We start from the raw sequence: 23,435 nt of genomic DNA, 5'->3' as shown, positions 1-23,435 counted from the left end.
TGTCCGATGAAGTGAGAGTGAAGAGTCACCTCTCCCCGGAGGGGAGAGGTCGGATCGGATCACAGATGCGATCCGGGTGAGGGGCCTATCCGCGAGTCAGAGTGCGTGAAAAAGACCCTCACCCGAAGCCTGCGCGGAGCCTGTCATCGGGCGCGCATTCGCGCGACCCGTTGGCTTCGGCTTCGACCTCTCCCCTGCGGGGAGAGGTAAATTAGCTCGCCGGCGGCCGCAGCTTCACCCGCTTGATCGTCCCGGAAAACGAAAACAGCTTCCGCTCGCCGCAGCTCAGCATGCCGCGCAAAAAGATCAGCGAGCCGCCGGCGCGGGTGATTTCGCCGGTCGCCTCGATCAGGTCGCCTTCATGGGCAGCGTCGAGAAATTCGCAGGCGAAGGACACCGTCACGCCGGGTCCCTGCAGCACCGGCGAGGCGAAGGCGAACAGGCAGTAATCGGCGAACGTCATGAAGCAGCCGCCATGGACGTTGCGCAGGCCGTTGAGGTGTTTTGGCTCGACCCGGAACGCGCAGCGGACACGGCCGTCCTCGTCCATCTTGTGCCAGAACGGCCCGTTGTTGGACTCAAAACTGTCGCGGCTCCAGGTGCGCCAGCCGGCGAATTCGCCTTGCGTTTCGACATGCAGGTCGGGGCGGCGGAGGAACGCCGTGTTGGTCAGATGGTCCACGAAAAAGGCCTTCGGTAGGAGTGCGAGGGCCGTTAAATCCGATCCCGGATTATGGTGCAAATGCTTTATCGGGCGCGACACCGCTGCAATTCCGCGGATTGTTGAAAACACGCGTAAAAAGCCCTTTTCCCGTGCGCTTGATGCTGCTTAAGAAGAGGCTTAAATCACCTTCGAGCAGCATGATTCCCAACGAACCCAAAATCACCCCCGAACTCGTCGCATCGCACGGCCTCAAGCCGGACGAATACGCGCGCATTCTAGAACTGATCGGCCGGGTGCCGAGTTTTACCGAGCTCGGCATCTTCTCGGCGATGTGGAACGAGCATTGCTCGTACAAGTCCTCGCGCATCCATCTGCGCGGGCTGCCTACAAAGGCGCCGTGGGTGATCCAGGGACCGGGCGAGAACGCCGGCGTGATCGATATCGGCGACGGGCAGGCGGTGGTGTTCAAGATGGAGAGCCACAACCATCCGAGCTATATCGAGCCCTATCAGGGCGCGACCACCGGCGTCGGCGGCATCCTTCGCGATGTTTTTACGATGGGCGCGCGGCCGATCGCGTGCCTCAACGCGTTGAGCTTTGGCGCGCCCGAGCATCCGAAGACACAGCATCTGGTGTCGGGCGTGGTGGCCGGCGTCGGCGGCTACGGCAATTCGTTCGGCGTGCCGACGGTCGGCGGGCAGGTGCGTTTCCACACCCGCTATGACGGCAACATCCTGGTCAATGCGATGGCGGTCGGCCTCGCCGACACCGACAAGATTTTCTACGCGGCGGCATCGGGCGTCAACATGCCGATCGTCTATCTCGGCTCCAAGACCGGCCGCGACGGCATCCACGGCGCCTCGATGGCCTCGGCCGAGTTCGACGACGACTCCGCCGAGAAGCGGCCGACCGTGCAGGTCGGCGATCCCTTCGCCGAAAAACTGCTGCTGGAAGCCTGCCTCGAGATCATGGCAGCCGATTGCGTGATCGCGATCCAGGACATGGGTGCGGCTGGCTTGACGTGCTCGGCGGTGGAGATGGGCGCCAAGGGCGACCTCGGCGTCGACCTCGATCTCGACGCGGTGCCGACGCGGGAGACCGGCATGAGCGCCTACGAGATGATGCTGTCGGAAAGCCAGGAGCGCATGCTCATGGTCTTAAAACCCGAGAAGGAAAAGCAGGCCGAGGCGATCTTCAAGAAATGGGGACTGGATTTTGCCGTCGTCGGCTATACCACGCCGAGCAAGCGCTTCGTGGTTAAACACGGCGGCGACGTGATGGCCGACCTGCCGATCAAGGAGCTCGGCGACGAGGCGCCGCTGTATGACCGGCCGCATATTCAATCGCCGCTGCTGCCTGTGATTCACGCGCGCGACGTGAAGCCTCCGATGGCTATTATGCCCGCGCTGGAAAAGCTGATCGCCACGCCCGAGCTTTGCTCAAAGCGCTGGGTGTGGGAGCAATACGATCACGTCATTCTCGGCAATACCGTGCAGCGCCCCGGCGGCGATGCCGCGGTGGTACGCGTCGAGGACGGGCCGAAGGGGCTGGCGCTGACCGTCGACGTGACGCCGCGTTACTGCGAGGCCGATCCCTATCAGGGCGGCATGCAGGCGGTGGCGGAGGCCTGGCGCAACATCACCGCGGTCGGCGGGCGGCCGCTGGCGATCACCGACAATCTGAATTTCGGCAATCCGGAGCGGCCGGAAATCATGGGCCAGTTCGTCGGCTGCCTGAAGGGGATCTCGGAAGCGTGCCGCGCGCTGGATTTCCCGGTCGTGTCCGGCAACGTCTCGCTCTACAACGAGACCAACCGCCGCGGCATCCTGCCGACGCCGTCGATCGGCGGTGTCGGGCTGCTCGATGACTTTACCAAATCCGCGACGCTGGCCTTCAAGGCCGAAGGCGAAGCGATCCTGCTGATCGGCGAGACCCATGGCTGGCTCGGCCAGTCGGTCTATCTGCGCGACATCTGCGGGCGCGAAGAGGGCGCGCCGCCGCCGGTCGATCTGTCAGCTGAAAAGCGCAATGGCTGCGTGGTGCGCGGCATGATCCATGCGGGCACCGCGACCGCGGTCCACGACGTGTCCGACGGCGGGCTGCTGATCGCGCTGGCCGAGATGGCAATCGCGGGCCGCATCGGCGCGCGGCTCCTGGCGGCCCCGGCGTCGATCGTGCCGCATGCGTATTGGTTCGGCGAGGACCAGGGCCGCTACGTCGTCACGGTGCCGGAGGAAGAGGCCGGCCTGGTGCTGGCGAAAATGAAGGGCGTCGGCGTGCCCTGCATGCGCATCGGCACCACGGGCGGCGATGCTGTTCATATTGCCGGCGAGAGTCCGGTCGCGGTCAAGACGCTGGAAGGCGCCTTCGAGAGCTGGCTGCCCGCCTACATGAACGGCAAGACGTCTTCGTAGGGTGGATTAGCCGAAGGCGTAATCCGCCGTGACGAAGCGCGGTGGGTTACGCCTTCCGCCATCGCTCGTTGAGCTACGGCGGACGTGGTCGGCTAACCCACCCTACGAATTCACAGCACCTTTGTAGCCCCCGGAATTTGGCGCAGTGCCCTGGTCAGGGCCCAGCTCGTCGCCAGCGTGAATGCGAAGCCGATCAGGACCTTGACGATCGCCGGTACATCGAAATCGAACAGCCAGTACTGGATCCACAGCGCGAATGCATAATGCACCAGGAAGATGCCGTAGGCGTCCTTCTGCATCGGATCGAGCACGCTCCAGCCGGAGCGTTTGAAGCGCAGGAAATATGCCAGGATCGTAAACAGCATGGCTGCGCTGAAGACGGTGAAGAACACGCCGTAGAAGAACTCATACCAGTGCGGCAGCGGGCTCGGATTGCCCAAGATCCCGCGCTTGACGTAGATCAGCGCCCACAGCAGGCAATACGGAACCAGCGTCGCAACCGCCCAGCCCCAGCCGCTCTTCGCCAACTGGCCGCCTGCACTGAGAAGCCCGCGATCAAAATTGGCCGCGCCGATGCCGGCCCCAATGAAGAAGTAGGCCGCATAGAGAAGTACGCGGCTGGCCTGCACGGCAAACGGCCCGAGTTCAAACCAGTGGTTCACCCCGAAATAAAGCCGCGACGGGACATACAGCACCATCGTGACCGCGACCATCACCAGGAAGAACTCGACCGGTCTGTCGAAGCCGCGCAGCGACAGCCGGTTGATCGGATCGAGCAGGTTCGGCGATATCCGGTACAGCAAGCTGGCGGTGAGATCGAACGTCAGCAGCACCCAGAGAAACCACAGCGGGCCGCTCGGCCATGGGCCGGCGGTCACCATCTTCCACCAGAACTCCGCGAAGCCCGCAGTCGGGTGCTGCCGCAATTCGAGGGCGTAATAGGCGATCGGGATGATGGTGAATGCGGCGATCGCAAACGGCAGGCCGAGGCGGAGAAAGCGGTCGCGGAAAAACGACCCCGGCGACTTGTGGCGAAGGCTCGGCCAGACGAACAGGCCGGACAGGAAAAAGAACATCGCCATGAAGAAGCTGTCGGTGGCCAGCACGACGCAGTCGAAACCGAGCCAATATTTCGGGTCGGTATGGCCGTAATAGGTGTAGGGGATCACCGCGTGGTGAATGAGCACCACGAGGGTGAGGAAGGTGCGCGTACGGTCGATCGCGAAATTGCGCACGACTGCCTTGGGTGTCGCCCGGACATCGGCAGATGCGACTGAAATCGAAGTCATGACGCTCCCCAGGTTGCACGCGGATGTTGCTGCCGGGAACGGCATTGGGCAAGGCCAAAGTTCACACGTGTCCCGGACGCGGTGCGGCATTCTTCATGCCGCTCCGCAGAGCCGGGACCGTTACTACCCCCGTCATGCGCGGGCTTGACCCGCGCATCCATCAATCTTCAGAAGACTCTTTCGAAGGGGATGGATTGCCGGGTCAAGCCCGGCAATGACGCTGGTAGTCACTTTCGCTACAGCGCCGCACGGCTTCACAATTGCTCGATCGTGACCTTGTCCGGATAGAACGCCAGGTGACCGGAGATTTCCGCCATCGCCGGGAACGGCGTCTCGTAGGTCCAGACCGAATTTTCAAAGGCTTTGCCGCCGGCGGTCACGCTGAAGTAATTCGCATCCCCCTTGTAGGGGCAGTGCGTGGTCCGCTCGCTGCGCGACAGCAGGGCCATATTGGCGTCCTCGCGCGGAACGTACTGGACCGCCGGGTACTTTGCCTCTTTCAGCGTCAAGGCATGGGTGCTGTCGGCGATCACGACGCCGCCGGCGATGACGCGGACGCGCTTCGGGTTCGCCGTGATGGCGATGGGATGGTCGGGGCCGGGGAGTTTCATGGGACAGCCTTCTTTCGGCAATCGGCGTTTTCCATCAAATGTGCGGTCCGGGCGGGCTTTGAAAGAGGCGGGCAGCGGATATATTGGGCGCGTGACGCAGCCGGGTGTCCGCGGTAAGTTCATGCGCCGCCACGGCGGTGACCGGCGGCGATTCGGATGATTGGGAGAAGTTGATGCCGATGGACGCCCGCGATATCGAAACCATGATCAAGGCCGCGATCCCCGACGCCGAGGTGACGATTCGCGACCTCGCCGGCGACGGCGACCACTACGCGGCGACCGTGATCTCGGAATCCTTCCGCGGAAAATCCCGCGTCCAGCAGCACCAGATCGTCTATCAATCGCTGCAGGGCCAGATGGGCGGCGTGCTGCACGCGCTGGCGCTGCAGACCGGGGTGCCGGAGGGCTAGCTCCGGCAGGGAAGCGAACGCGTGGCACTCAACGCGGCACGCTGTTTCGCACCCATGCGCCGCATCAGCACAGCCGCGTCACCTACGCCGAGCTGTTCTTCGACCTGGTGTTTGTTTTCGTCGTCACGCAGATTTCACATACGCTGCTCGGCCGCCTCACGCCGCTCGGTCTGGCGCAGACGACATTGCTGTTCCTGGCGGTGTGGTGGGTGTGGGTCTACACCTCCTGGATCACCAACTGGCTCAATCCGGAACTCACGCCGGTCCGCATCCTGCTGTTCGCGCTGATGCTCGGTGGGCTGGTGCTTTCGACCTCGATTCCGCAAGCCTTTGAATCGCAAGGGCTGTGGTTCGCCGTGGCCTACGCCGCGATGCAGGTCGGCAAGACGGTCTTTCTGTGGGTGTCGACGCCGCGCTCGCGGACACTGGCGCGCATGAACGCGATCCGTATCACGGCCTGGCTGTCGGCATCGGCGGTGTTCTGGATCGCCGGCGGCCTTGCGCAAGGCAACGCCCGGCTGCTGCTGTGGGCGGTGGCGCTGGCAATCGAATACCTGTCGCCGGCGGTGCGGTTCTGGATCCCCAAATACGGCGCGTCGCAGGTGACGGACTGGGTGGTCGAAGGCGGCCATATGGCGGAGCGCTGCGCCGGGTTCATCATCATCGCGCTCGGCGAATCCATCGTCGTCATCGGAGCGACCTTTGCCGAGCTCGCCTGGACGGCGAAGACCATCGGCGCGTTCGCGTCGGCCTTCATCGGCAGTCTTGCGATGTGGTGGATCTATTTCCACAGGGGCGCCGAGGCCGGCTCGGAACAGATTTCAAAAGCCAGCGATCCCGGCCGGCTGGCGCGGCTCGCCTACACCTATCTGCACATGCCGATCGTGGCCGGGATCATTGTCTCGGCGGTGGCCGATGAACTGGTGCTGAAACATCCCTCGGGCCATTCCGGCCTCGAGACAGTGCTGAGCGCGATCGGCGGCCCGTTGCTGTCTGACCGGAACCATCCTGTTCAAGCATAGCATCCGCGGCTTTCTGCAACTCTCGCACGGCGCCGGCATCGTCGCGCTCGGCATCCTCGCCTGGTTCGCCGGGGACCTGCCGCCGCTGCTGCTGTCGATCCTGACCACCGCGATCATGATCGTCGTCGCGGTGTGGGAATCGATCTCGCTGAAATCCAGGTCCTAGAGCCTGATGATATCAGGTTGAAGGGCGCCGTCGTTGCGAGGAGCGGCCCTGGATTGCTTCGCGGAGCCTGTCATCGGGCGCGCGTTCGCGCGACCCGTTGGCTCGCAATGACGATTCGTTAAAAGCCGCTCTGGTCGAATGCCGCTTCCCGTGATTTGATAACCCGGCGAACCGGCGGACTGTATGCGGCGAAAAGGGATTTCGCCCGGGGATCCGAACGACGCTTGCTTTTCTCAGCACAGGTGGAGCGTCATGCAGGTCTACAACGTCGTCAAGTTCAGGGTGAAGCCCGGCGGGGAGGACGCCTTCCTCGATGCGCACCGGAACGGTCAAGCCAAGTGGCCGGGACTTGAGCGCGGCTTCATCATCAAGACCGGCGAGCAAACCTTCTGTCTGATCGGCGCATGGTCCAGTCAGGAAGCGCTGGTCGCCGCGCGGCCTGCGATGATCAAGACGCTCGACAGTTTCAGATCCCTCCTCGAGGATCAGGGCGGCGGGCGCGGCATGACGGATGCCATTTCCGGTGCTGTCGTGCTCGATCTCTGAATCTCGAACCGCAGGCAACGCAGCGGGATCCGGCCCGGGCCGGAGCAGGGCATGCAGGAAAGCGCAGGTGGGAGATTGAGATGGATGATCGAACCGTGCGGGCGGCGCTGCAGCGGCATTGGGAGGCTTCTGACGCCAGCGATTTCGAGGTCGAGCATGAAATCTACCGCGAGGATGCCGTGCTCGATTATCCGCAATCGGGCGAGCGGGTCCGCGGCCGGCACAACATTCAACAGAGCCGAATCGTCCAGCCGAACAAGAAGCGCTTTACGATCCAGCGAATGATCGGCAGCGGCGATCTCTGGGTCACCGAATTCCTGCTCAGCTATGACGGCGTGCCATCTTACACGGTGAGCATCATGGAATTCCGCGACGGGCTGGTGGCCCGCGAAACGCAATATTTCGCCGATCGGTTTAAGCCAGCCCCCTCGCGTGCGCACCTTGTCGAGCAGGTATAGCCCGTATGAGCCAACGGGCCGCGCGCATGCGCGCCCGGTTGGCTGATCGCGCGCGTGGAGGCTCGCTCCGAGACCACCAGCGGATGAACCGCTAACTGTAGGGCGCATCATGGAAAGCAAGACGGACAGAAAGGCACGATTGCGAAACGCCGCCGGGGATGCAATCGAGCGTGCGATTGAAAGCGGCGTCGACCCGTTCGACCTGATGATGCAAGCCACTGGGGAAGGTGGCAGCATATGCGTGCCTTATGTCCAGCAGCATCCGTTCTTTTCCGAAAAACGGCACCTGTTCAAGACGGCTGAGGATCGCAAGCGCGACCGCGAAGAAGCGGCGCTCGCCGCCGAGCCTGGTCCGATCGTCTGGGTTCGCCGCCAGTTCGACGACCATCGGCACGCCGCCTATCGGCTTGGGGATGTCAGCGGCTGGCATTGGTCCAGCATCAGCGGCGGCGTGCAACACCGCGCCAACCGGTATTATCTGCACGTCTACGTCATGTGCGATGGCATGATTGCGGGCAGATTGGCCCATAGCTGCGAACACGGCCCGCCACCGCATCGCATCAAGGTCTGCATCACCAAAAAGGGTAACGAAAAATTCTGGCGCATGATCGAGGAGGCCGCACCGGCGGTCACTGCTCCGATTTACCGACGCAGACGATAGCGGCTCCGGATTCCCGGATGTCGCCGCGCTGATCCGGGCTACGCTTGCTGATCCAACGACGAGGTAATAAGTTTCTTTTCGTTCCCTCAACCGGCGGATCAACCAATGACGCAACCGGAGCCGATCATTGCTGCCTCCGAGGCAATACGGTTTCCGAGGCTCTATGCCGCCATCAAATGGACGATCATCGGGTCATTGATCTTGCTGGGAATCCTGGCGGCAGCATTCTGGACATTGGTTTTGGGTGGATTCGCTGCATCCGGATTCCGTGCATCCAACCCGGCCGCCGGAGCGGGCGAGAGCTTGGTGATTACGCCGGAGTGTGCGTGGCCCTTGGACGTGAACGAGCACGACGCCAAGGCTGTATGCAGGATGTTTTATAATTTGACCGCCGAGCAGCGTGCGCAGGTGCTGGCGAGACGCAAGTAGACACGCGCTCAAGCCATTCGCGAATGACCGCTTTCGCGCGTTGGCGATTCGTCAACGCGCGGCACGGCAGTAGAAGCCGTGCCGGCGCTTGCACGCCGGAGCGCTGGATGCGATTTTTTATGTAATCCCGAGGCCGGCCTTGGAGCATTGCTCGTCCTGGTCGCCGGTGACGCCGCTCACTCCCACGGCGCCGGTGACGTTGCCGTCGACCATGATCGGCACGCCGCCAGGCGAGGCGAAGACACCGGGCAGCGTGGCCGTGGCCGGGGAGCCCTTGTTGATCGCATCCATGAAAACCCGCGTCGTGCGCCGATAGGTCGCCGCGGCCTTCGCCTTGCCGATCGCGATGTCCACGCTGGCGGTTTGCGTGTTGTTCATGCGTTCGAAGTAAACCAGGAATCCGTGATTATCGACCACGGCGACAGCCACGTTCCAGCCGTTCTTCTGGCATTCGGCGACGGCGCCGGCTGCGATCTTCTTCGCGGCCGCGGCATCGACCGCCGTGCCGTAATCGGGGCGCTTGTCCTGAGCAGATGCGCTAACGGCAAAGGCGACGAGCGCGGCGCCGACCAGAATTGTCCTCATGTTTGACTCCTCCCTTAGGTTTGTTGTGCAAGGGGATCATACCGGAACGAAAACGTCGATGCCCGATCAATGACAACGCATGGCGGTCAGTAACTGCGACACGCTGTCGCTGAACATGGTTTTGAACATGGACGGCTCTGGGAGAATCCATTATGGGCACGAAAACGGACGTTCGCCATGCGTCTCGTTTTATGGGTTCGCGTCTAGTCCGACGCCACCAGCGCGTGAACCGAGAACATGCCGCCCGAGTCGGTCCAGGACGCCGTCGGTTTCCAGCCCGAGCTCTGCGCCAGGCCGGTGAAGCGGTCCAGGCTGTATTTGTAGCTGCTCTCGGTGTGGATGGTTTCGCCTGATCGAAATGCAAAGCTGCGGCCCAGCACGCGCACCGTCTGCGCCTTGCGGCTGATCAGGTGCATCTCGATGCGGTGCCGCTCGCGGTTGTAGATCGCGCGATGGGTGAAGGCCTTCAGGTCGAAATTGCCGCCGAGTTCGGCGTTGATGCGGACCAGCACATTGAGATTGAAGCGCGCGGTGATGCCGGCGGCGTCGTTATACGCGTCAACCAGCACGCGTTCGTCCTTTTCGAGGTCGACGCCGATGATCATCTGCGCGCCTTCGCCGAGAATTTTTCGCGCGCTGCGCAGAAAACCGCAGGCCTCGTGCGGTTCGAAATTCCCCAGCGTCGAGCCCGGGAAGAATCCGACCTTCGGCATCGCCTTCACCCCGGCCGGCAGCGCGAACGGCGCGGTGAAATCCGCCGTGACCGGATAAACGTCGAGACCCGGAAAATCCGCGCGCAACGCCCGCGCCTGCGCGTTGAGGAAATCCCCGGATATGTCGACCGGCACGTAGGCGCCGAAATCGCATTCACTCAGCAGCAGCCGGACCTTGGTGGTCGAGCCTGCGCCGAATTCGACCAGCGCCGCGCCTTGCGGGACGATCGCAGCAATCTCCTTGGCCCGGTCGCGCAGGATGCCGAGTTCGGTGCGGGTCGGATAATATTCCGGCAGCAGCGTAATCTGTTCGAACAGTTCGGAGCCCGCGACGTCGTAGAAATATTTCGGCGGCAGCCGCTTGGGCTGCAGCGACAGGCCCTCAAGCACATCCTGGGCAAACGCCGAGGTCCGGTCGTCGAACCGATGCGCTTTTGCCAAGGCGGCAGCGTGCACATTCATGACAGTCTCCTCGGCGTGATGATTTTAAGTTTGAACCGCGCCGTCATTGCGAGCCAACGGGTCGGCGCGAAGCGCCCCCCGATGACAGGCTCCGCGAAGCAATCCATTCTTCCATTGCTCATTTGTTGCATCATGTTGCTTCGCTTCGCTCGCAATGACGATTAAAAATCAGTCGCCGTAATCGGCCAGGCGCAGTCCCGTGAATTGCCAGCGATGATGCGGGTAGAAGAAATTTCGATAGCTGACGCGGCTGTGTCCGTCCGGCGTCGCCAGCGAGGAGCCGCGCAGCACCAATTGATTGACCATGAACTTGCCGTTGTATTCGCCGAGCGCGCCTTCGATGGCGCGGTAGCCGGGGTATGGCGCATAAGCGCTGCGGGTCCATTGCCAGGCGATGCCGAAGGCGTCGTTGAGCGTCCCGGCGCGGGCGGCGACTTCCCATTCCATCTCGGTCGGCAGATGCTTGCCGCTCCAGCGCGCGAACGCATCGGCTTCATAATAGCTGACGTGGCAGACAGGTTCTGCCGGATCGATCGGCCGCAATCCGCCCAGCGTCATGACCCGCCACTCGCCGTCGACCTTCCGCCAATGACCGGGCGCCTGCCAATCTTCGCTGCCGGCCGCGGCATATCCGTCCATCAGCCACAGCGTCGCCGTGCCGTAGCCGCCATCCTCAATGAATTCAAGCCATTCGCCGTTGCTGACAAGGTTGCGCGCCAGTCTTACCGGGCCGACCAGCGCGCGATGCGAGGGTTTTTCATTGTCGAAATGAAAGCCGTCGCCGGCATGGCCGATGGTGTGGATGCCCTCGTTGAGGGTGACCCATTGCTCGCCGGCGCTACGGGTGGCCGGAAATCTCCACGCCGGATCGTAGGCGGGCGGGATCGGATTCTGCGCAAAGGCGTGCAGGATGTCGGTCAGCATCAACTCCTGATGCTGCTGCTCGTGATTGAAGCCGACCTCCAGCAGCGGCACCAGGCCTGCAAGCGTCTTCTGGTCAGCCTCGTGGAAAAATTTTACGACGGCGGCGTCGACATGCCTGCGGTAGGCGGTGACTTCCTCGGCGCCGGGGCGGGTGAGGAGGCCGCGCGCGGCCCGGGCATGGCGGGGGCCCGCGCTGACGTAATAGGAGTTGAACAGGAAGGCGTAGTCCGGATGGTAGCGGGTATAGCCGGGACAGTGTTCGCCCAGCAGAAATTGCTCGAAGAACCAGGTGGTATGGGCGCGGTGCCACTTCGCAGGACTTGCGTCCGGCATTGACTGCACCAGCTGGTCCTCGGGCGAAAGCGGGGCGGCGCGGCGCTCGGTCTCGTTGCGGACGGCGAGGTAGGCTTCGGTCAATTTTCCGGCAAGGGTCGCGGAATCGGAGAAAAATGACGGGGGAGGCCCAGCCAACGAGGCCGCAGCGGATACTGTGTTCGTCACTGGAGTCTCCGATTTGGGGGAGAACGTTGGGCCGGCAGATGGGTTCCAAGAGTAGCCCGTCCTACATAGGTGGCCTGGTTGAGGATAAAAGCCTCGCCGAGGCTATGATTTTGCGGGGCGCCGCGTTTTGACGTGTCCCGGACGCGATGCGGCATTCTTCATGCCGCTCCGCAGAGCCGGGACCCCGGTTATGCCAGCAAGCTGGGCCATAGCGCGTCGAAGACGCGCGTAAACGCGCTTATAGCTCTGCAGCGTCCGGGGCACGGGTACCGCCGGGCCTCCGCATGCCAGTTCCCCGGCATTTTACTTTGGATAGACAATGGTTTCGGGGTACATATATGCCAACCACCTGATTTGACGGGCCGTAGCCGCCCTCGGCTGTGCCGCAAAAGGATTCGAACATGAGCATTGAGCAATTCATCGATAACGAAGTGAAGTCGAACGACGTCGTGCTGTTCATGAAGGGCACGCCGCAGTTTCCGCAGTGCGGATTTTCCGGCCAGGTGGTCCAGATCCTCGACCACGTCGGCGTCGGCTACAAGGGCCTGAACGTGCTGGAATCCGCTGACCTGCGCAACGGCGTCAAGACCTATTCCAACTGGCCGACCATTCCGCAGCTCTATGTCAAGGGCGAGTTCGTCGGCGGCTGCGACATCATCCGCGAGATGTTCCAGGCCGGCGAGCTGCAGAAGCTGCTTGCCGACAAGGGCGTCACGATCGCTGCGCCGGCGTCCGCCTGACGTTTGCCGTCCGCGACATCGGTCCGGCGCGGCTCGAGGTCATCGTCGCCGACATCACCACCTTGAGCGTTGACGCCATCGTCAACGCCGCGAACAGCTCGCTGCTGGGCGGCGGCGGCGTCGACGGCGCGATCCATCGCACGGCCGGACCTGAGCTATCAGCCGAATGCCGCACGCTGCATGGCTGCAAGACCGGCGACGCCAAAATCACGCGCGGCTACAAGCTGCCGGCGCGGCATGTCATTCATGCGGTCGGGCCGGTCTGGCACGGCGGCGGCGAAGGCGAGGACGACGCGCTGGCCTCGTGCTATCGCCGCGCGCTGCAGCTCTGCCAGGGCCATGGCTTGGCATCGGTTGCGTTTCCCGCCATCTCCACCGGCGTCTACCGTTTTCCGGCCGATCGTGCCGCGCGGATTGCCGTGACGACGGTGATCGACGCGCTGGCCGCGGCGCCCGCTATCGCCAGCGTGATCTTCTGCTGCTTTTCGGACGAGAGCGCGAGATACCATCGGCAGGCGCTCGTTTCACCTCTCCCGTAGGGAGAGGTGCATCACACCATGCCTGCGGCAATGGTTCCGATCAAAACCGATCACCTCTAGCCGCGCTTGCCGCCAATCGAGACGAAGGCCATGAGACAGGGCTCCGGCAACGGGTTGCGCCAGCGATGGCGGGTTCCGTTTTGCACGATGCAATCGCCCTGGCGTAAATGGACCTTCTGTCCGTCGTCCAATTCCAGCGTCATCTCGCCACGAACCACGACCCCATAGTCGATGGTGTCCGTTGTGTGCATGCCGGGAGCGTCGCGTTCGAAATGGTCGCCCATGCCAGGGACCTTTTCCGACAATTCCCGTAAGCCGCTCTCGAAAGTGACGCCCGGCGGCGGCTTATAGCCTTCAGGTCGTTTGGGCGGATACGAGATAAGCCGAAACAGCGAGCCCCCCGGCGCGGGAAAATCTTTCGTTCCCTTGAGCATCGGGTCCGGCTCCAAACCTGTGAGCCGTGGCGCACCCTCCGTCATGTAGAGTTCATAGAATGTCAGTCCCGGATTGGCGTCGATCTCCACCACCTTAGGTGTGACGTCAAAGGACTTGAACACCGACTTGCCGGCTTCGTCGCGGCCGGTCAGTGCCCGTTTGGGGGGCGGTAGGTCGCCCGAATCTTTCGCCTCGGTGGGTCGTGACATCGCGGCCAAGGCGCCGCCGCCGGCCAGGACGGAGAGCGCCTGCAGCAGTTGGCGCCGATCCCCGTCCCTTAATTGTTTCGAAGAAAGCTCCGCGTCGTCCGAAGATTTGTCCTTGTTTCGTGGCCACCAGCGCCAAGAGAGCCTGCTCATCCGTGTCCTCCGCTGTTTCGGTTGTTTCCTTCGCTGTCGTGGCCGGCTTCTTCAATCCATTCGGAGATCCGACCCTGGAAGGGTGAGTTGGATTCGACTTTGCACAAATTCGCAAGGTCCAAGCGCTGGCAATCGCCTCCGCCTAAAGCCCAATAGTTGCGAAGACATAACCGCACGGATATTGTTGGGGTGCCGCCGGAAAGCCCTTGTCCGGCGAGGGAAGTAAAGGGTGCTCGCATGACGCCGGATGCCATCGCCTTGTTCGCCACTGTGATCTTGCTGCTGCCGATGGGTTATTTCCTGCTGGCGGCGCCCGCCTTCCTCCTGGTGAGGCTGGACATCCAACCTGTCGCGCAGCTGTTGCGCGTCATGTTCAATGGCTATTTCTTGACGGTGGCCATTGCGGGGGCAATCGGGACGATAGCCGTTGCCGCGGAGGGCCGCATCGTCTTAGCCATTGGCACCGGCTTGATCGCAGCTTTCGCGGCCTCGTCGCGCCGCTGGTTTTTGCGGCGGATCGATGCCCAGCTCAATACCGGGCAGGCCGGCGATGCCGATGCCGCGCGCCGGATGCGACGGCTGCATTGGGGCGGCATGCTGAGCAATGCGATCCAGGTCGTCGCTATCGTCGCCAGCATTCCGTATATCGCCGTCGCGCCGACCTGATCGGATTTGACGAATGGCCTGCGGAGGAATGCTGCTCGTTTACCTCTTCCCGCAAGTGGGGAGAGGGAGAAGAGCGCGATGAATGCAAAGTTCGTGTTGCGATTGCTGGTTTGCGTGGCTTGGTTGAGCGGTGCGGCGTTCATCGCCCCCGCGCAGGCGGAGGGCAGCTTCGATCTTCCGCCGGGCGCGCATTTCAATCCGCAAAAGCTTGAACGTATCGGCGAATTCTTTCGTGGCGAAATCGCCGATGGCAAGATTCCGGGCGCGATCGTGCTGATCCAGCAGCATGGCAAGCCGGTCTATTTCGAGAAATTCGGCGTGCGCGACGTCGCCACCGGACTGCCGATGACGGATGACACGATCTTCACCGTCTATTCGATGTCCAAGCCGGTCACCAGCGTCGCGGCAACGATGCTGATCGACGAGGGCAAGCTCAAGCTGACCGATCCGGTCGCAAAATACATTCCGGCCTTTGCGACCGCCAAGGTCGGCGTGGAGCAAGCGGCCGAGAACGGTGACAAGAAGCTCGAACTCGTGCCATTGCAACGCCCGATCACGATCCTGGACCTGATGCGGCACACCTCCGGCATCACCTATGGTTTCTACGGCGACAGCCTGGTCCGAAGACTCTATGCCAACACGCTGCTCTATGCCGGCGATTTCGACAACGCCGAATTCGCCGACCGCATCGCAAGGCTGCCGCTGGCGGAGCAGCCAGGTACGCTGTGGGATTACGGCCATTCCACCGACGTGCTGGGCCGCGTGATCGAAGTGGTGTCGGGCAAATCGCTGCTGCAATTCGAAAAGGAGCGGCTGCTCGATCCGCTCGGCATGACCGCCACCGGCTTCTACATTACCGACCCCGCAAAGCTGCCGCTGCTTGCGGCGACGATGCCGAACGACAACAAATTTAGTGCCGGCAGCATTCGCAACGCGCGCAGGATGATGAAATGGGAATCCGGCGGCGGCGGCATGATCTCGACCGTCACGGATTTCGCGAAATTCTCGCAGATGCTGCTCAACGGCGGCTCGCTCGATGGCAGGCAATATCTCAGTCCGAAGGCATTCGACGAGATGGCGGCCGATCATGTCGGACCCGGTTCCGGAATAGCGCGGGATTACTTCTATTTTCCGGGCGACGGTTTCGGCTACGGCCTCGGCTTCGGCGTGCGCACCGATCCCGGCAACGCCAAACCGCCGCCGCCGGGCTCGCTGGGCGAATTGAAATGGGACGGCGCCAGCGGCTGTTATTTCATCATCGACCGCAAGCAGGATATGTTCTTCATCCTGATGCAGCAGACGCCCTCGCAGCGGCAGCGCATCCAGGCGGCGCTGAAGAAGCTGATCTATGAAGCCATGGAGAACTGAAGGGGTTAGTCTCGTGTCCCGGACGCGGTGCGGCATTCTTCATGCCGCTCCGCAGAGCCGGGACCGTACCAAAGGTCGGCGTTCGTGACGACCCCGGCTCTGCAGCGCACCGCTTCGCAAGGGCTACGCGCTGCGCTGCGTCCGGGGCACGATACGCTTGGCACCTACGCCGCCCGCACGATCTCGCGCACCAGCCCGATCGTCTCCTCGATCATGCCGGCGCTGACGTCGAGATGGGTGCAGGCGCGGATCCGGCCGTCCATCATGGCGAGCAGCACGCCGCGCCGGCGCAATTCGGCGGTCATTTTTGCGCCGGGAACCCCGCTGCCGTCCGGCTTGAAGAACACCAGGTTGGTCTCCGGCGGCTGCACCACGATGCCATCGATCTGCGACAGCCCGCACGCCAGCGCGCGGGCGTTGGCGTGGTCTTCCGCGAGCCGGTCGATGTTGTGATCGAGCGCATAGACGCAGGCCGCCGCGCACACGCCGGACTGCCGCATCGATCCGCCGAGCCGCTGCTTCCAGCGCCAGACCTCGTCGATGAATTCTTCCGATCCGGCCAGCACCGCGCCGACCGGGGCGCCGAGGCCTTTAGAGAAATCGACCCAGACCGAATCCCAACCCGCCGCCATGTCGCGCGGGCCGACGCCGGTGGCGACGCAGGCGTTCAGCAGCCGCGCGCCATCCATATGGGTGACCATGCCATTGGCCTTCGCGGCTTTCGCGATGGCGTCGAGATCGGCCCTGGCCCAGATGGTGCCGCCGCCGATATTGGCGGTCTGCTCGACGCTGACCACGGTCTGCGGCGGCTCGTAGCGGGTGCGCGGATGAAGGGCGGCGCGAAAGGTATCGAGCGTGAACTTTCCGTCCGCGCCGGGCAGCCGGGTGACTTGGAAACCGCCGAGGGCGGCATGCGCGCCGCCTTCGCGCGAGATGATATGCGCGGTCTCATGGGCGAGAATTTCGTCGCCGGGCCGGCAGTGCACCAGCGTGGCCGCGACATTGCACATGGTGCCCGACGGCATGAACACCGCGGCTTTCCTGCCTAGCAGTTCGGCCACGCGCTCGCACAAGAGGTTGGTGGTCGGGTCGTCGCCGATCTGTTCGTCGCCGACCTCGGCACGCGCCATCGCCTCGCGCATTCCGGGCGCCGGCCGGGTCTGCGTATCCGACAACAGATTGATGCGCACCGGCGGCAGCTTCGGATCGGGTGGGGCAGGGGTGTAGGGCATGCTCGAGTCCGATCGTAGGGACGGCGGCGGACGCAATCGCGTCCGCTGGCGTGCCCACCAGTTGTGCTTCGGATTTGCGATGGTGGGCACGGCGCCAAATGGCGGCTTTGCCCACCCTACGATGGCAACAACAATCAGCGCGAATAGAACTCGACGATCAGATGCGGCTCCATCTGCACCGGGAACGGCACGTCCGACAGATGCGGGATGCGGCTGAACTTCGCCGTCTGCTTGCCGTGATCAACTTCAAGAAAATCCGGCACGTCGCGCTCGGCCAGCTGGTTGGCTTCCAGCACCACCGTGAGCTGCTTTGACGAATCCTTGACCTCGACGAGGTCGCCGACCTTCACCTTGAAGCTCGAAATGTTGACGCGGCGGCCGTTCACCTTGACGTGGCCGTGATTGATGAACTGGCGCGCGGCGAACATGGTGGCGACGAATTTGGCACGATAGATCACGGTGTCGAGACGACGCTCCAAGAGGCCGATCAGGTTCTCGCCGGTGTCGCCCTTCATGCGGCCGGCTTCCACATAGATGCCGTGGAACTGGCGCTCGGAGATATTGGCGTAGTAGCCCTTCAGCTTCTGCTTGGCGCGCAGCTGCACGCCGAAGTCGGAAAGCTTGCCCTTGCGGCGCTGACCGTGCTGGCCGGGGCCGTATTCGCGCTTGTTCACCGGGCTCTTCGGGCGGCCCCAGATGTTCTGGCCCATCCGGCGATCGATCTTGTATTTCGCCTCACTGCGCTTAGTCATCGCGTCCTCTTTTGCTGTTGTCGATTTGAGGAGACGCGCCCTCCTGTGCACCGGGAATGGTCCCGGTGCCGACAGGTCCGCCTCATAAGCTTGATGGGGTGGACCACGGGTCGCGAAACGCAACGCGGGCCGAAACCGGCCCGCGTTGCAGGCGGTTCTTAAGGAGAATCCGCCGATATGTCAAACGAAAGGGCCGGATTTTGCGGGCCAAAACCCGCAAAAACCGACCCAAAATCGTCATTCCGGGGCGCAAGCGCTCTTGTGCGGGCGAACCCGGAATCCAGCAACATAATCCAGGCGCCTGGATTATGTTCGCGCCAAGTGGCGCGCCCCGGAATGACGACTAGGTCGCGACCGCGCGGACCGCTTTCGGTTCCGGTATATGCCGATTAGGCAGCAATTCGGCCGCAATCGCGCCGTTCAACACCTGCTCGAGCCGGGTCAGCGCTTTGGCGATCAGCGCTGCATCAGTCACCCGGTGATCCCAGCGAATCACCACGTCGATGGTCCGGCCCGGCCCCACCACGCCGTAGCTGACGATATACGGGCCGGGGCTCAGCGCATGAAGCTCGCCGGCGCCGTAGGCGGCGACCGAGGTGATCCCGAAACTGCCGAAATAGTTGGCGCGCTGGCGGCCGAAATTGAGGCCGACCAGCCAGACCAGCCGCCGCACCGGCAGCGGCAATCGCGTCGCCCGCAGGATTTTCCGGAACGTCGGAACGTCGTCGACCGCAGCGGTTTTGGCGTGGCGGATGAGGGCGTCGACCTCTGACAGCGACAATTCGTCGGCGGCGCTGACTTTTTGCGGCAGAACGCAATCCTCGCCGTCTTCCACCCGCGCGATCGCGACCATGCCGACGCTGCGCGGCAATTCATAGAGATGCGGCCACGGCCACTTGACGTAAAGCGTGCGCAGCACCGGCTCGTCGCGCGCCACCAGGCAGAACGCCTTGGCAAAGATCGCCGCCCAGCCGGGACGTTGCGCGGAGGCGGCCCGGGCTTCGATCAACGGGCCGATATCGAGGGTTCGCCGCAGCGACACGAACGGCACGCGCCCCGACGCATGCATGAGATCAGCGACAAGGCGGCGCGGCATTGAAATTTTTCGAACCGTTCCGCGCATCTCTTAACTCAGGTCCCACGTCAGAGGGCCGGCACCCATCCAGCCGACCCCCTGATCTAGCACGATCCAACCGGCCTGAGGCCAGTTGGTTCTATACCTTACGGCGCGGGGGTGGCCAGCGGCTTATCTTTCTCCACGATATAAATCGCCATGATTTTCAACGGCTTGTCGCCGCTGACCTTGGCGTCGTGGATGGTGCCGGCGGGAATCGCCCAGGACTCGCCGGGCTTCAGATGCTTGGTCGGCTGTCCCTCGATAATGAGCTCGCCTTCGCCTTCGATCACATAGCCGGTCTCGACTCCCGGATGGGTGTGGCGTCCCGCCGAGCCGCCGGGCGGGATTTCCGCGATCGCGGTTACCGTGGTGTAACCTTGCGGAAAATCGATCTTCTGCAGCGGCGTGCGTTTGATGCCCTGCGCCATCGCCCCGGTGCAAGCGAACGCGAGAATAGTCAATCCAAGCACAATTTTTCTGATCATGGTTTGCTCCCTGTGAATCGAAACTAGCAGGGGACCGGCGGACTGGAAAGGTCGTCATTGCGAGCAGCCAACGGCTCGCGCGAATGCGCGCCCGCTGACAGGCTCCGCGGCGAAGCAATCCGGTCTGCGCTTGCGGCCTCTGGATTGCTTCGCATCGCTCGCAATGACGCGTCTGGCGTAGCGGCTTACGCCGGAACCCGGCCGCCGAAGAACGGCTGCAGCGCTTCTGTCAGCGCATGCCGCCGCCCGGACGTGAAAATCATTTCGGCGCGGGCATGATCGGCCGCGCCGTGCCCTGGCCCCAGCAGATTTGCAACGCGCCGCGCAATCGCCGGCGCCGGATCGATCCAGTCCACCGGCCAGGGCGCCAGCGCCACCAGCCGGTCCGTCAGCAATGGGAAGTGCGTGCAGGCCAGCACCACGGTGTCGGTGCGGAACGAACTGTCCTCGGGGCCCTCGACAAAACAGGGGGCGATCTCGGCGAGGATGTCTTCGTCGCTCACGCCGCCGCCGTTCAGCGCCGCCTCGCCCAGTGCGGCGAGATTCCCCGAACCCACCAGGGTTACCTCGCAGCCCTGAGCGAAATCGCGGATCAGCGCCTGGGTGTATTCGCGCTTGACGGTGCCCTTGGTGCCGAGCACCGAGATGCGCTTGGATCGCGAGCTGGCGCAAGCCGGCTTGATCGCGGGCACGGTGCCGACGAACGGCACGCTGTAAGCCGCGCGCAGATGCGACAGCACCAGCGTGGAGGCGGTATTGCAGGCGATCACCACGAGATCGGGCGCATGGACGCCGATCAATTCGCCGACCAGCGGCACCACCCGCGCGATGAGCTGCTGCTCGCCGTGATGGCCGTAGGGGAAAAATGCGTCGTCGGCGACGTAGACATAGCGTGCGTCGGGTCGCGCCCGCACGATTTCGCGCAGCACGGTGAGGCCGCCGAGGCCGGAATCGAACACGAGAATGGCTTGGCGTGCGGGCATCATCGCAAGGTTAGTCCGGCTTGGTTACCATCGGGTTGTTTTTTCCGAACTTCGCGGCACCTGCCGCGTGACCTCGGACGTGGCGGAGCCATTTTTAGAATCATTTTTAGAATCACTCCAATCCGAGCGCTTAGAATCTCTCCAATCCGAGCGTGTCTTTTTGCCTCGCGACTGGCGCTGCTGATAACAGCGTGGCAAACGCCACCGCAACATTGAAGGAACGATGAATGCCCTCAGCGCGAATGTTTTCGAAATCTGCCGTACTCGCCATCGCCCTGTGCGCCTTCACTGCGGCGGTCCAGGCCCAGCAGGCCCCCGAGATTCAGCTCAGCTACAAGGACAAGAAATTCGACCCGGCCGAAGTGACCGTTCCCGCCAATACCGCCTTCACGATCAAGGTGAAGAATCTCGACGCCAAGGCGATGGAATTCGAAAGCAAGCCGTTGAAGATCGAAAAGGTGATCGCAGCCAACAGCGAGGCGGTGGTCAATGTACGACCGCAAAAACCGGGCAAATACAAGTTCGTGGATGAGTACAACGAAGACGTCGCTATCGGCAACGTCGTCGTGAAGTAAGGCCCATCGTGCTCGCGGCGCTGATCATCGTTTTCCGCGAAGTGTTCGAGGCCGGTTTGATCATCGGCATCGTGCTCGCGGTGACACGGTCGGTCCCGCATCGCAATCTCTGGATCGGCGGCGGCGTCCTCGGGGGCGTTGCCGGTGCATGTCTGGTAGCAGCCTTTACGGGTGCGCTGTCAAACCTGTTTGCGGGCATGGGACAGGAATTGTTCAACGCGGCGATTCTCGGCATCGCGGTGGTGATGTTGACCTGGCACAATGTCTGGATGGCGCGGCACGGCCGCGAACTCGGGCGCGAAGTCCGCGCCATCGGGCAGGCCGTGGCCGACGGCTCGAAATCGCTGCTTGCACTCGCGGTTGTCGTTGGCGTCGCGGTGTTACGGGAGGGCAGCGAGGTCGCGCTTTTTCTCTATGGTATCGTCACCAGCGACGGCGGTTCGGCTGCGAACCTTGCGCTCGGTGGCGTGATCGGCCTTGTGCTGGGGGCGTTGGTCTGCCTGCTCACCTATGCGGGCTTGATCAGCATTCCCATGCGCTCCCTTTTCGCGGTGACGACCGTGCTGATCACGCTGCTGGCGGCGGGGATGGCCGCGCAAGCCGCGGCATTTCTTGAGAAAGCGAACTGGCTGACCGCGATGAGTAATGTTGTCTGGGACACTTCGTGGCTGCTGGATGAATCCAGCATTCCCGGCAAGGCGCTCCATACCTTGATCGGATACACCGATCAGCCGACCGCGATGCAGCTTGCGGTCTATGTGGCGGTGCTGGTGATCACATTTGTGCTGATGCGCCTTTCAGGTTCGCAGCCGCAGGCGGCGCAGCCAGCTCGAACCTGAATCGTTGGAACCGTCATTGCGAGGAGCTCTTGCGACGAAGCAATCCAGTTCTTTTTTTGTCCAAGGACTGGATTGCTTCGCTGCGCTCGCAATGACGCCTGGATTCGACGCAGCTCGTAGGATGGGTTGAGCGCAGCGAAACCCATCATCTGATCCGCGGCGAGACGATGGGTTTCGCAAGGGCTCAACCCATCCTACGGGCTGAGCGGTCAAACCGGCTTCAGCGCTTGATGCGGCGTATCAGGCAATTCAACGCGAACGGCGTCGTCGGGCCGCACGTCGCCACCGGCCAGCACGATGCTCATGATCCCGGCCTTGCGGATCAGATTGCCGTCCGCGTCCTTGTCCAGGGTCGCGGCCATCAGGCCTTTTTGAAAGCCGTCGATCTGGACGCAGGGATTGCGTAGGCCGGTGACTTCGACCATTGCGGTTGCGCCGAGGTAAAGCCGTGTTCCCGCGGGCAACGCGAGCAGATCGATGTCTGATGTCGTGACATTCTCGCCGAGATCGCCGGGCTGCACGGCAAAGCCTTTTTCGCGCAACTCGTCGAACAATTCGGCATGCATCAGATGCACCTGACGCAGATTGGGCTGCGTCGGATGCTTGCGGACGCGCGAGCGATGCTTGACCGTCGCGCCCGTATGCGCATCGCCGGCAACGCCGAGGCCGGTCAGCAGGCGAATGCTCAAGCTGGGCGTCTTGCTGAAATGATGGCCGTGGCCAAGGCTGACGGCGATAACACGAGCACGCGCCGCTGAATTCGTCATTGCGAGGAACTCGTAGGATGGGTTGAGCTGTTGCGAAACCCATCATCCGATCTGAGGTGAAGTGATGGGTTTCGCAAGGGCTCAACCCATCCTACGGGCTTGTCCCGAACACGCGCCTGAAGATGGTATCGACGTGCTTGAAGTGATAGCCGAGGTCGAACTGCTCGGCGATCTCGGCATCGGACAGATATTTCTTCACGTCGGCGTCGTTCTTCAGCAGGGTCTGGAAATCGCCTTCGCCGCGCCACACCGGCATGGCGTTGCGCTGCACGAACTTGTAGGCGTCCTCGCGGCTGGCGCCTTTTTGCGTCAGCGCGATCAACACCCGCTGCGAATGCACCAGGCCGCCGAGGCGGTCGAGATTCGTCTGCATGTTCTGCGGATAGACCAGCAGCTTCTCGATCAGGCCGGCGAGCCGATTCAGCGCAAAGTCGAGCGTCACCGTCGCATCGGGGCCGATCATGCGCTCGGCCGAGGAGTGCGAGATATCGCGCTCGTGCCACAGCACGACGTTTTCCATCGCCGGCGTCACATAAGCGCGCACCATGCGGGCAAGGCCGGTGAGGTTTTCCGAAAGCACCGGGTTGCGCTTGTGCGGCATCGCCGAGGAGCCCTTCTGGCCTTCGGAAAAGAATTCCTCCGCTTCCAGGACTTCGGTGCGCTGCAGATGCCGGATCTCGGTGGCGAGCCGCTCCACCGACGAGGCGATCACGCCAAGCGTCG

26 protein-coding genes and 1 pseudogene are annotated in these 23,435 nt (G+C 62.9%); 13 read left to right on the top strand and 14 right to left on the bottom strand.

The window, feature by feature from the left end; translation table 11 throughout:
- Positions 1-211 precede the first annotated feature (211 nt).
- Entirely contained in the window at positions 212-673 is a 462-nt protein-coding gene (locus tag VGP39_RS08045) for a PaaI family thioesterase (protein WP_414644595.1), read from the bottom strand.
- A 191-nt stretch (positions 674-864) separates the two neighbouring features.
- On the opposite strand from VGP39_RS08045, the gene purL reads away from it, so the two are divergent.
- Positions 865-3,078, top strand: coding sequence for a phosphoribosylformylglycinamidine synthase subunit PurL (purL, locus tag VGP39_RS08040; RefSeq protein ID WP_327567578.1), 2,214 nt, complete (start codon positions 865-867; stop codon positions 3,076-3,078).
- Between the two features lie 110 nt (positions 3,079-3,188).
- Here the strand turns inward: purL and VGP39_RS08035 are convergent, their stop codons facing one another.
- Positions 3,189-4,367, bottom strand: coding sequence for an acyltransferase (locus VGP39_RS08035; protein WP_327567572.1), 1,179 nt, complete (start codon positions 4,365-4,367; stop codon positions 3,189-3,191).
- Positions 4,368-4,621: 254 nt separating this feature from the next.
- Positions 4,622-4,978, bottom strand: coding sequence for a DUF427 domain-containing protein (locus VGP39_RS08030; protein ID WP_327567571.1), 357 nt, complete (start codon positions 4,976-4,978; stop codon positions 4,622-4,624).
- Positions 4,979-5,151: 173 nt separating this feature from the next.
- On the opposite strand from VGP39_RS08030, the gene VGP39_RS08025 reads away from it, so the two are divergent.
- From VGP39_RS08025 to VGP39_RS08000, 6 genes and pseudogenes are all read left to right on the top strand, one after another.
- Positions 5,152-5,388: a BolA family transcriptional regulator gene (locus VGP39_RS08025; protein WP_327567577.1), complete on the top strand. Its 237-nt coding sequence runs from the start codon at positions 5,152-5,154 to the stop codon at positions 5,386-5,388.
- A 41-nt stretch (positions 5,389-5,429) separates the two neighbouring features.
- Positions 5,430-6,576, top strand: a pseudogene (locus VGP39_RS08020) (low temperature requirement protein A).
- Positions 6,577-6,828: 252 nt separating this feature from the next.
- The gene (locus VGP39_RS08015; RefSeq protein WP_327567570.1) at positions 6,829-7,122 is read left to right on the top strand and encodes a DUF718 domain-containing protein; all 294 of its coding nucleotides are present in this window, start codon (positions 6,829-6,831) and stop codon (positions 7,120-7,122) included.
- Positions 7,123-7,202: 80 nt separating this feature from the next.
- Positions 7,203-7,580: a nuclear transport factor 2 family protein gene (locus tag VGP39_RS08010; protein ID WP_327567569.1), complete on the top strand. Its 378-nt coding sequence runs from the start codon at positions 7,203-7,205 to the stop codon at positions 7,578-7,580.
- A 139-nt stretch (positions 7,581-7,719) separates the two neighbouring features.
- Complete coding sequence (locus VGP39_RS08005; protein WP_327567568.1) at positions 7,720-8,241, top strand: hypothetical protein; 522 nt, start codon at positions 7,720-7,722, stop codon at positions 8,239-8,241.
- Positions 8,242-8,346: 105 nt separating this feature from the next.
- Positions 8,347-8,670 (top strand): hypothetical protein, encoded by a 324-nt coding sequence (locus VGP39_RS08000; protein ID WP_327567567.1) that lies wholly within the window; start codon positions 8,347-8,349, stop codon positions 8,668-8,670.
- 117 nt (positions 8,671-8,787) lie between these two features.
- Here VGP39_RS08000 and VGP39_RS07995 read toward each other — a convergent pair whose 3' ends face one another.
- The 3 genes from VGP39_RS07995 to egtB form a co-directional block, all read right to left on the bottom strand.
- Positions 8,788-9,255, bottom strand: a complete 468-nt coding sequence (locus tag VGP39_RS07995; RefSeq protein WP_327567566.1) for a GlcG/HbpS family heme-binding protein — start codon at positions 9,253-9,255, stop codon at positions 8,788-8,790.
- Positions 9,256-9,458: 203 nt separating this feature from the next.
- Entirely contained in the window at positions 9,459-10,430 is a 972-nt protein-coding gene (gene egtD / locus VGP39_RS07990; protein WP_327567565.1) for an L-histidine N(alpha)-methyltransferase, read from the bottom strand.
- 168 nt (positions 10,431-10,598) lie between these two features.
- On the bottom strand, positions 10,599-11,855 hold the full coding sequence (egtB, locus tag VGP39_RS07985; RefSeq protein ID WP_414644594.1) for an ergothioneine biosynthesis protein EgtB: 1,257 nt from the start codon (positions 11,853-11,855) through the stop codon (positions 10,599-10,601).
- 401 nt (positions 11,856-12,256) lie between these two features.
- Between egtB and grxD the strand changes: the two genes are divergently transcribed.
- Both grxD and VGP39_RS07975 read left to right on the top strand, forming a co-directional pair.
- Positions 12,257-12,595, top strand: a complete 339-nt coding sequence (grxD, locus tag VGP39_RS07980; protein WP_327567564.1) for a Grx4 family monothiol glutaredoxin — start codon at positions 12,257-12,259, stop codon at positions 12,593-12,595.
- The gene (locus VGP39_RS07975; RefSeq protein WP_327567575.1) at positions 12,592-13,134 is read left to right on the top strand and encodes an O-acetyl-ADP-ribose deacetylase; all 543 of its coding nucleotides are present in this window, start codon (positions 12,592-12,594) and stop codon (positions 13,132-13,134) included. The genes grxD and VGP39_RS07975 overlap by 4 nt, the downstream gene beginning before the upstream one ends.
- A gap of 56 nt (positions 13,135-13,190) precedes the next feature.
- On the opposite strand, the gene VGP39_RS07970 is transcribed toward VGP39_RS07975, so the two are convergent.
- A complete protein-coding gene (locus tag VGP39_RS07970; protein ID WP_327567563.1) occupies positions 13,191-13,928 on the bottom strand; it encodes a cupin domain-containing protein in 738 nt (245 codons plus the stop codon).
- A gap of 237 nt (positions 13,929-14,165) precedes the next feature.
- Here VGP39_RS07970 and VGP39_RS07965 point away from each other — a divergent pair, with 237 nt between their 5' ends.
- Both VGP39_RS07965 and VGP39_RS07960 read left to right on the top strand, forming a co-directional pair.
- Entirely contained in the window at positions 14,166-14,594 is a 429-nt protein-coding gene (locus VGP39_RS07965; protein ID WP_327567562.1) for a hypothetical protein, read from the top strand.
- A 78-nt stretch (positions 14,595-14,672) separates the two neighbouring features.
- Positions 14,673-15,962: a serine hydrolase domain-containing protein gene (locus tag VGP39_RS07960; RefSeq protein WP_327567561.1), complete on the top strand. Its 1,290-nt coding sequence runs from the start codon at positions 14,673-14,675 to the stop codon at positions 15,960-15,962.
- Between the two features lie 164 nt (positions 15,963-16,126).
- Here the strand turns inward: VGP39_RS07960 and VGP39_RS07955 are convergent, their stop codons facing one another.
- The 5 genes from VGP39_RS07955 to murI all read right to left on the bottom strand — a co-directional run bounded on the left by VGP39_RS07955 (position 16,127) and on the right by murI (position 20,531).
- Positions 16,127-17,194 carry a threonine aldolase family protein gene (locus tag VGP39_RS07955; RefSeq protein ID WP_327567560.1) on the bottom strand — a complete coding sequence of 356 codons (1,068 nt, stop codon included), beginning with the start codon at positions 17,192-17,194 and terminating at the stop codon, positions 16,127-16,129.
- 134 nt (positions 17,195-17,328) lie between these two features.
- Positions 17,329-17,946, bottom strand: a complete 618-nt coding sequence (rpsD, locus tag VGP39_RS07950; protein WP_327567559.1) for a 30S ribosomal protein S4 — start codon at positions 17,944-17,946, stop codon at positions 17,329-17,331.
- Between the two features lie 343 nt (positions 17,947-18,289).
- Positions 18,290-19,069 (bottom strand): acyltransferase, encoded by a 780-nt coding sequence (locus VGP39_RS07945; RefSeq protein ID WP_327567558.1) that lies wholly within the window; start codon positions 19,067-19,069, stop codon positions 18,290-18,292.
- 98 nt (positions 19,070-19,167) lie between these two features.
- Positions 19,168-19,548, bottom strand: coding sequence for a cupin domain-containing protein (locus tag VGP39_RS07940; protein ID WP_327567557.1), 381 nt, complete (start codon positions 19,546-19,548; stop codon positions 19,168-19,170).
- 185 nt (positions 19,549-19,733) lie between these two features.
- The gene (gene murI / locus VGP39_RS07935) at positions 19,734-20,531 is read right to left on the bottom strand and encodes a glutamate racemase (protein WP_327567574.1); all 798 of its coding nucleotides are present in this window, start codon (positions 20,529-20,531) and stop codon (positions 19,734-19,736) included.
- 227 nt (positions 20,532-20,758) lie between these two features.
- Here murI and VGP39_RS07930 point away from each other — a divergent pair, with 227 nt between their 5' ends.
- Entirely contained in the window at positions 20,759-21,106 is a 348-nt protein-coding gene (locus VGP39_RS07930; protein ID WP_327567556.1) for a cupredoxin domain-containing protein, read from the top strand.
- Between the two features lie 8 nt (positions 21,107-21,114).
- Positions 21,115-21,945: an FTR1 family iron permease gene (locus tag VGP39_RS07925; RefSeq protein WP_327567555.1), complete on the top strand. Its 831-nt coding sequence runs from the start codon at positions 21,115-21,117 to the stop codon at positions 21,943-21,945.
- 209 nt (positions 21,946-22,154) lie between these two features.
- On the opposite strand, the gene VGP39_RS07920 is transcribed toward VGP39_RS07925, so the two are convergent.
- Both VGP39_RS07920 and VGP39_RS07915 read right to left on the bottom strand, forming a co-directional pair.
- Positions 22,155-22,712, bottom strand: a complete 558-nt coding sequence (locus VGP39_RS07920; protein WP_327567554.1) for an MOSC domain-containing protein — start codon at positions 22,710-22,712, stop codon at positions 22,155-22,157.
- A 91-nt stretch (positions 22,713-22,803) separates the two neighbouring features.
- On the bottom strand, positions 22,804-23,435 hold a 632-nt coding region (locus tag VGP39_RS07915), incomplete at its 5' end, for a lyase family protein (protein WP_327567553.1).

Source organism: Bradyrhizobium sp. (assembly GCF_036009065.1).
GTDB lineage: Bacteria > Pseudomonadota > Alphaproteobacteria > Rhizobiales > Xanthobacteraceae > Bradyrhizobium.
Note: the sequence above shows the minus strand (reverse complement) of the source record. Positions and strands in the feature narration are given on the sequence as shown.

Bases quoted from the DNA above. Each gene is read 5' to 3' on its own strand.
- VGP39_RS07920 (WP_327567554.1), bottom strand. From the start codon at position 22,712: ATGACGAATTCAGCGGCGCGTGCTCGTGTTATCGCCGTCAGCCTTGGC.
- VGP39_RS08010 (WP_327567569.1), top strand. From the start codon at position 7,203: ATGGATGATCGAACCGTGCGGGCGGCGCTGCAGCGGCATTGGGAGGCT.
- egtD (WP_327567565.1), bottom strand. From the start codon at position 10,430: ATGAATGTGCACGCTGCCGCCTTGGCAAAAGCGCATCGGTTCGACGAC.
- VGP39_RS07960 (WP_327567561.1), top strand. From the start codon at position 14,673: ATGAATGCAAAGTTCGTGTTGCGATTGCTGGTTTGCGTGGCTTGGTTG.
- VGP39_RS08035 (WP_327567572.1), bottom strand. From the start codon at position 4,367: ATGACTTCGATTTCAGTCGCATCTGCCGATGTCCGGGCGACACCCAAG.
- VGP39_RS08015 (WP_327567570.1), top strand. From the start codon at position 6,829: ATGCAGGTCTACAACGTCGTCAAGTTCAGGGTGAAGCCCGGCGGGGAG.
- murI (WP_327567574.1), bottom strand. From the start codon at position 20,531: ATGCCCGCACGCCAAGCCATTCTCGTGTTCGATTCCGGCCTCGGCGGC.
- VGP39_RS07970 (WP_327567563.1), bottom strand. From the start codon at position 13,928: ATGAGCAGGCTCTCTTGGCGCTGGTGGCCACGAAACAAGGACAAATCT.
- VGP39_RS07940 (WP_327567557.1), bottom strand. From the start codon at position 19,548: ATGATCAGAAAAATTGTGCTTGGATTGACTATTCTCGCGTTCGCTTGC.
- rpsD (WP_327567559.1), bottom strand. From the start codon at position 17,946: ATGACTAAGCGCAGTGAGGCGAAATACAAGATCGATCGCCGGATGGGC.
- VGP39_RS07995 (WP_327567566.1), bottom strand. From the start codon at position 9,255: ATGAGGACAATTCTGGTCGGCGCCGCGCTCGTCGCCTTTGCCGTTAGC.
- VGP39_RS08030 (WP_327567571.1), bottom strand. From the start codon at position 4,978: ATGAAACTCCCCGGCCCCGACCATCCCATCGCCATCACGGCGAACCCG.
- VGP39_RS07945 (WP_327567558.1), bottom strand. From the start codon at position 19,069: ATGCGCGGAACGGTTCGAAAAATTTCAATGCCGCGCCGCCTTGTCGCT.
- VGP39_RS08025 (WP_327567577.1), top strand. From the start codon at position 5,152: ATGCCGATGGACGCCCGCGATATCGAAACCATGATCAAGGCCGCGATC.
- grxD (WP_327567564.1), top strand. From the start codon at position 12,257: ATGAGCATTGAGCAATTCATCGATAACGAAGTGAAGTCGAACGACGTC.
- VGP39_RS07965 (WP_327567562.1), top strand. From the start codon at position 14,166: ATGACGCCGGATGCCATCGCCTTGTTCGCCACTGTGATCTTGCTGCTG.
- VGP39_RS07955 (WP_327567560.1), bottom strand. From the start codon at position 17,194: ATGCCCTACACCCCTGCCCCACCCGATCCGAAGCTGCCGCCGGTGCGC.
- VGP39_RS08000 (WP_327567567.1), top strand. From the start codon at position 8,347: ATGACGCAACCGGAGCCGATCATTGCTGCCTCCGAGGCAATACGGTTT.
- VGP39_RS07930 (WP_327567556.1), top strand. From the start codon at position 20,759: ATGCCCTCAGCGCGAATGTTTTCGAAATCTGCCGTACTCGCCATCGCC.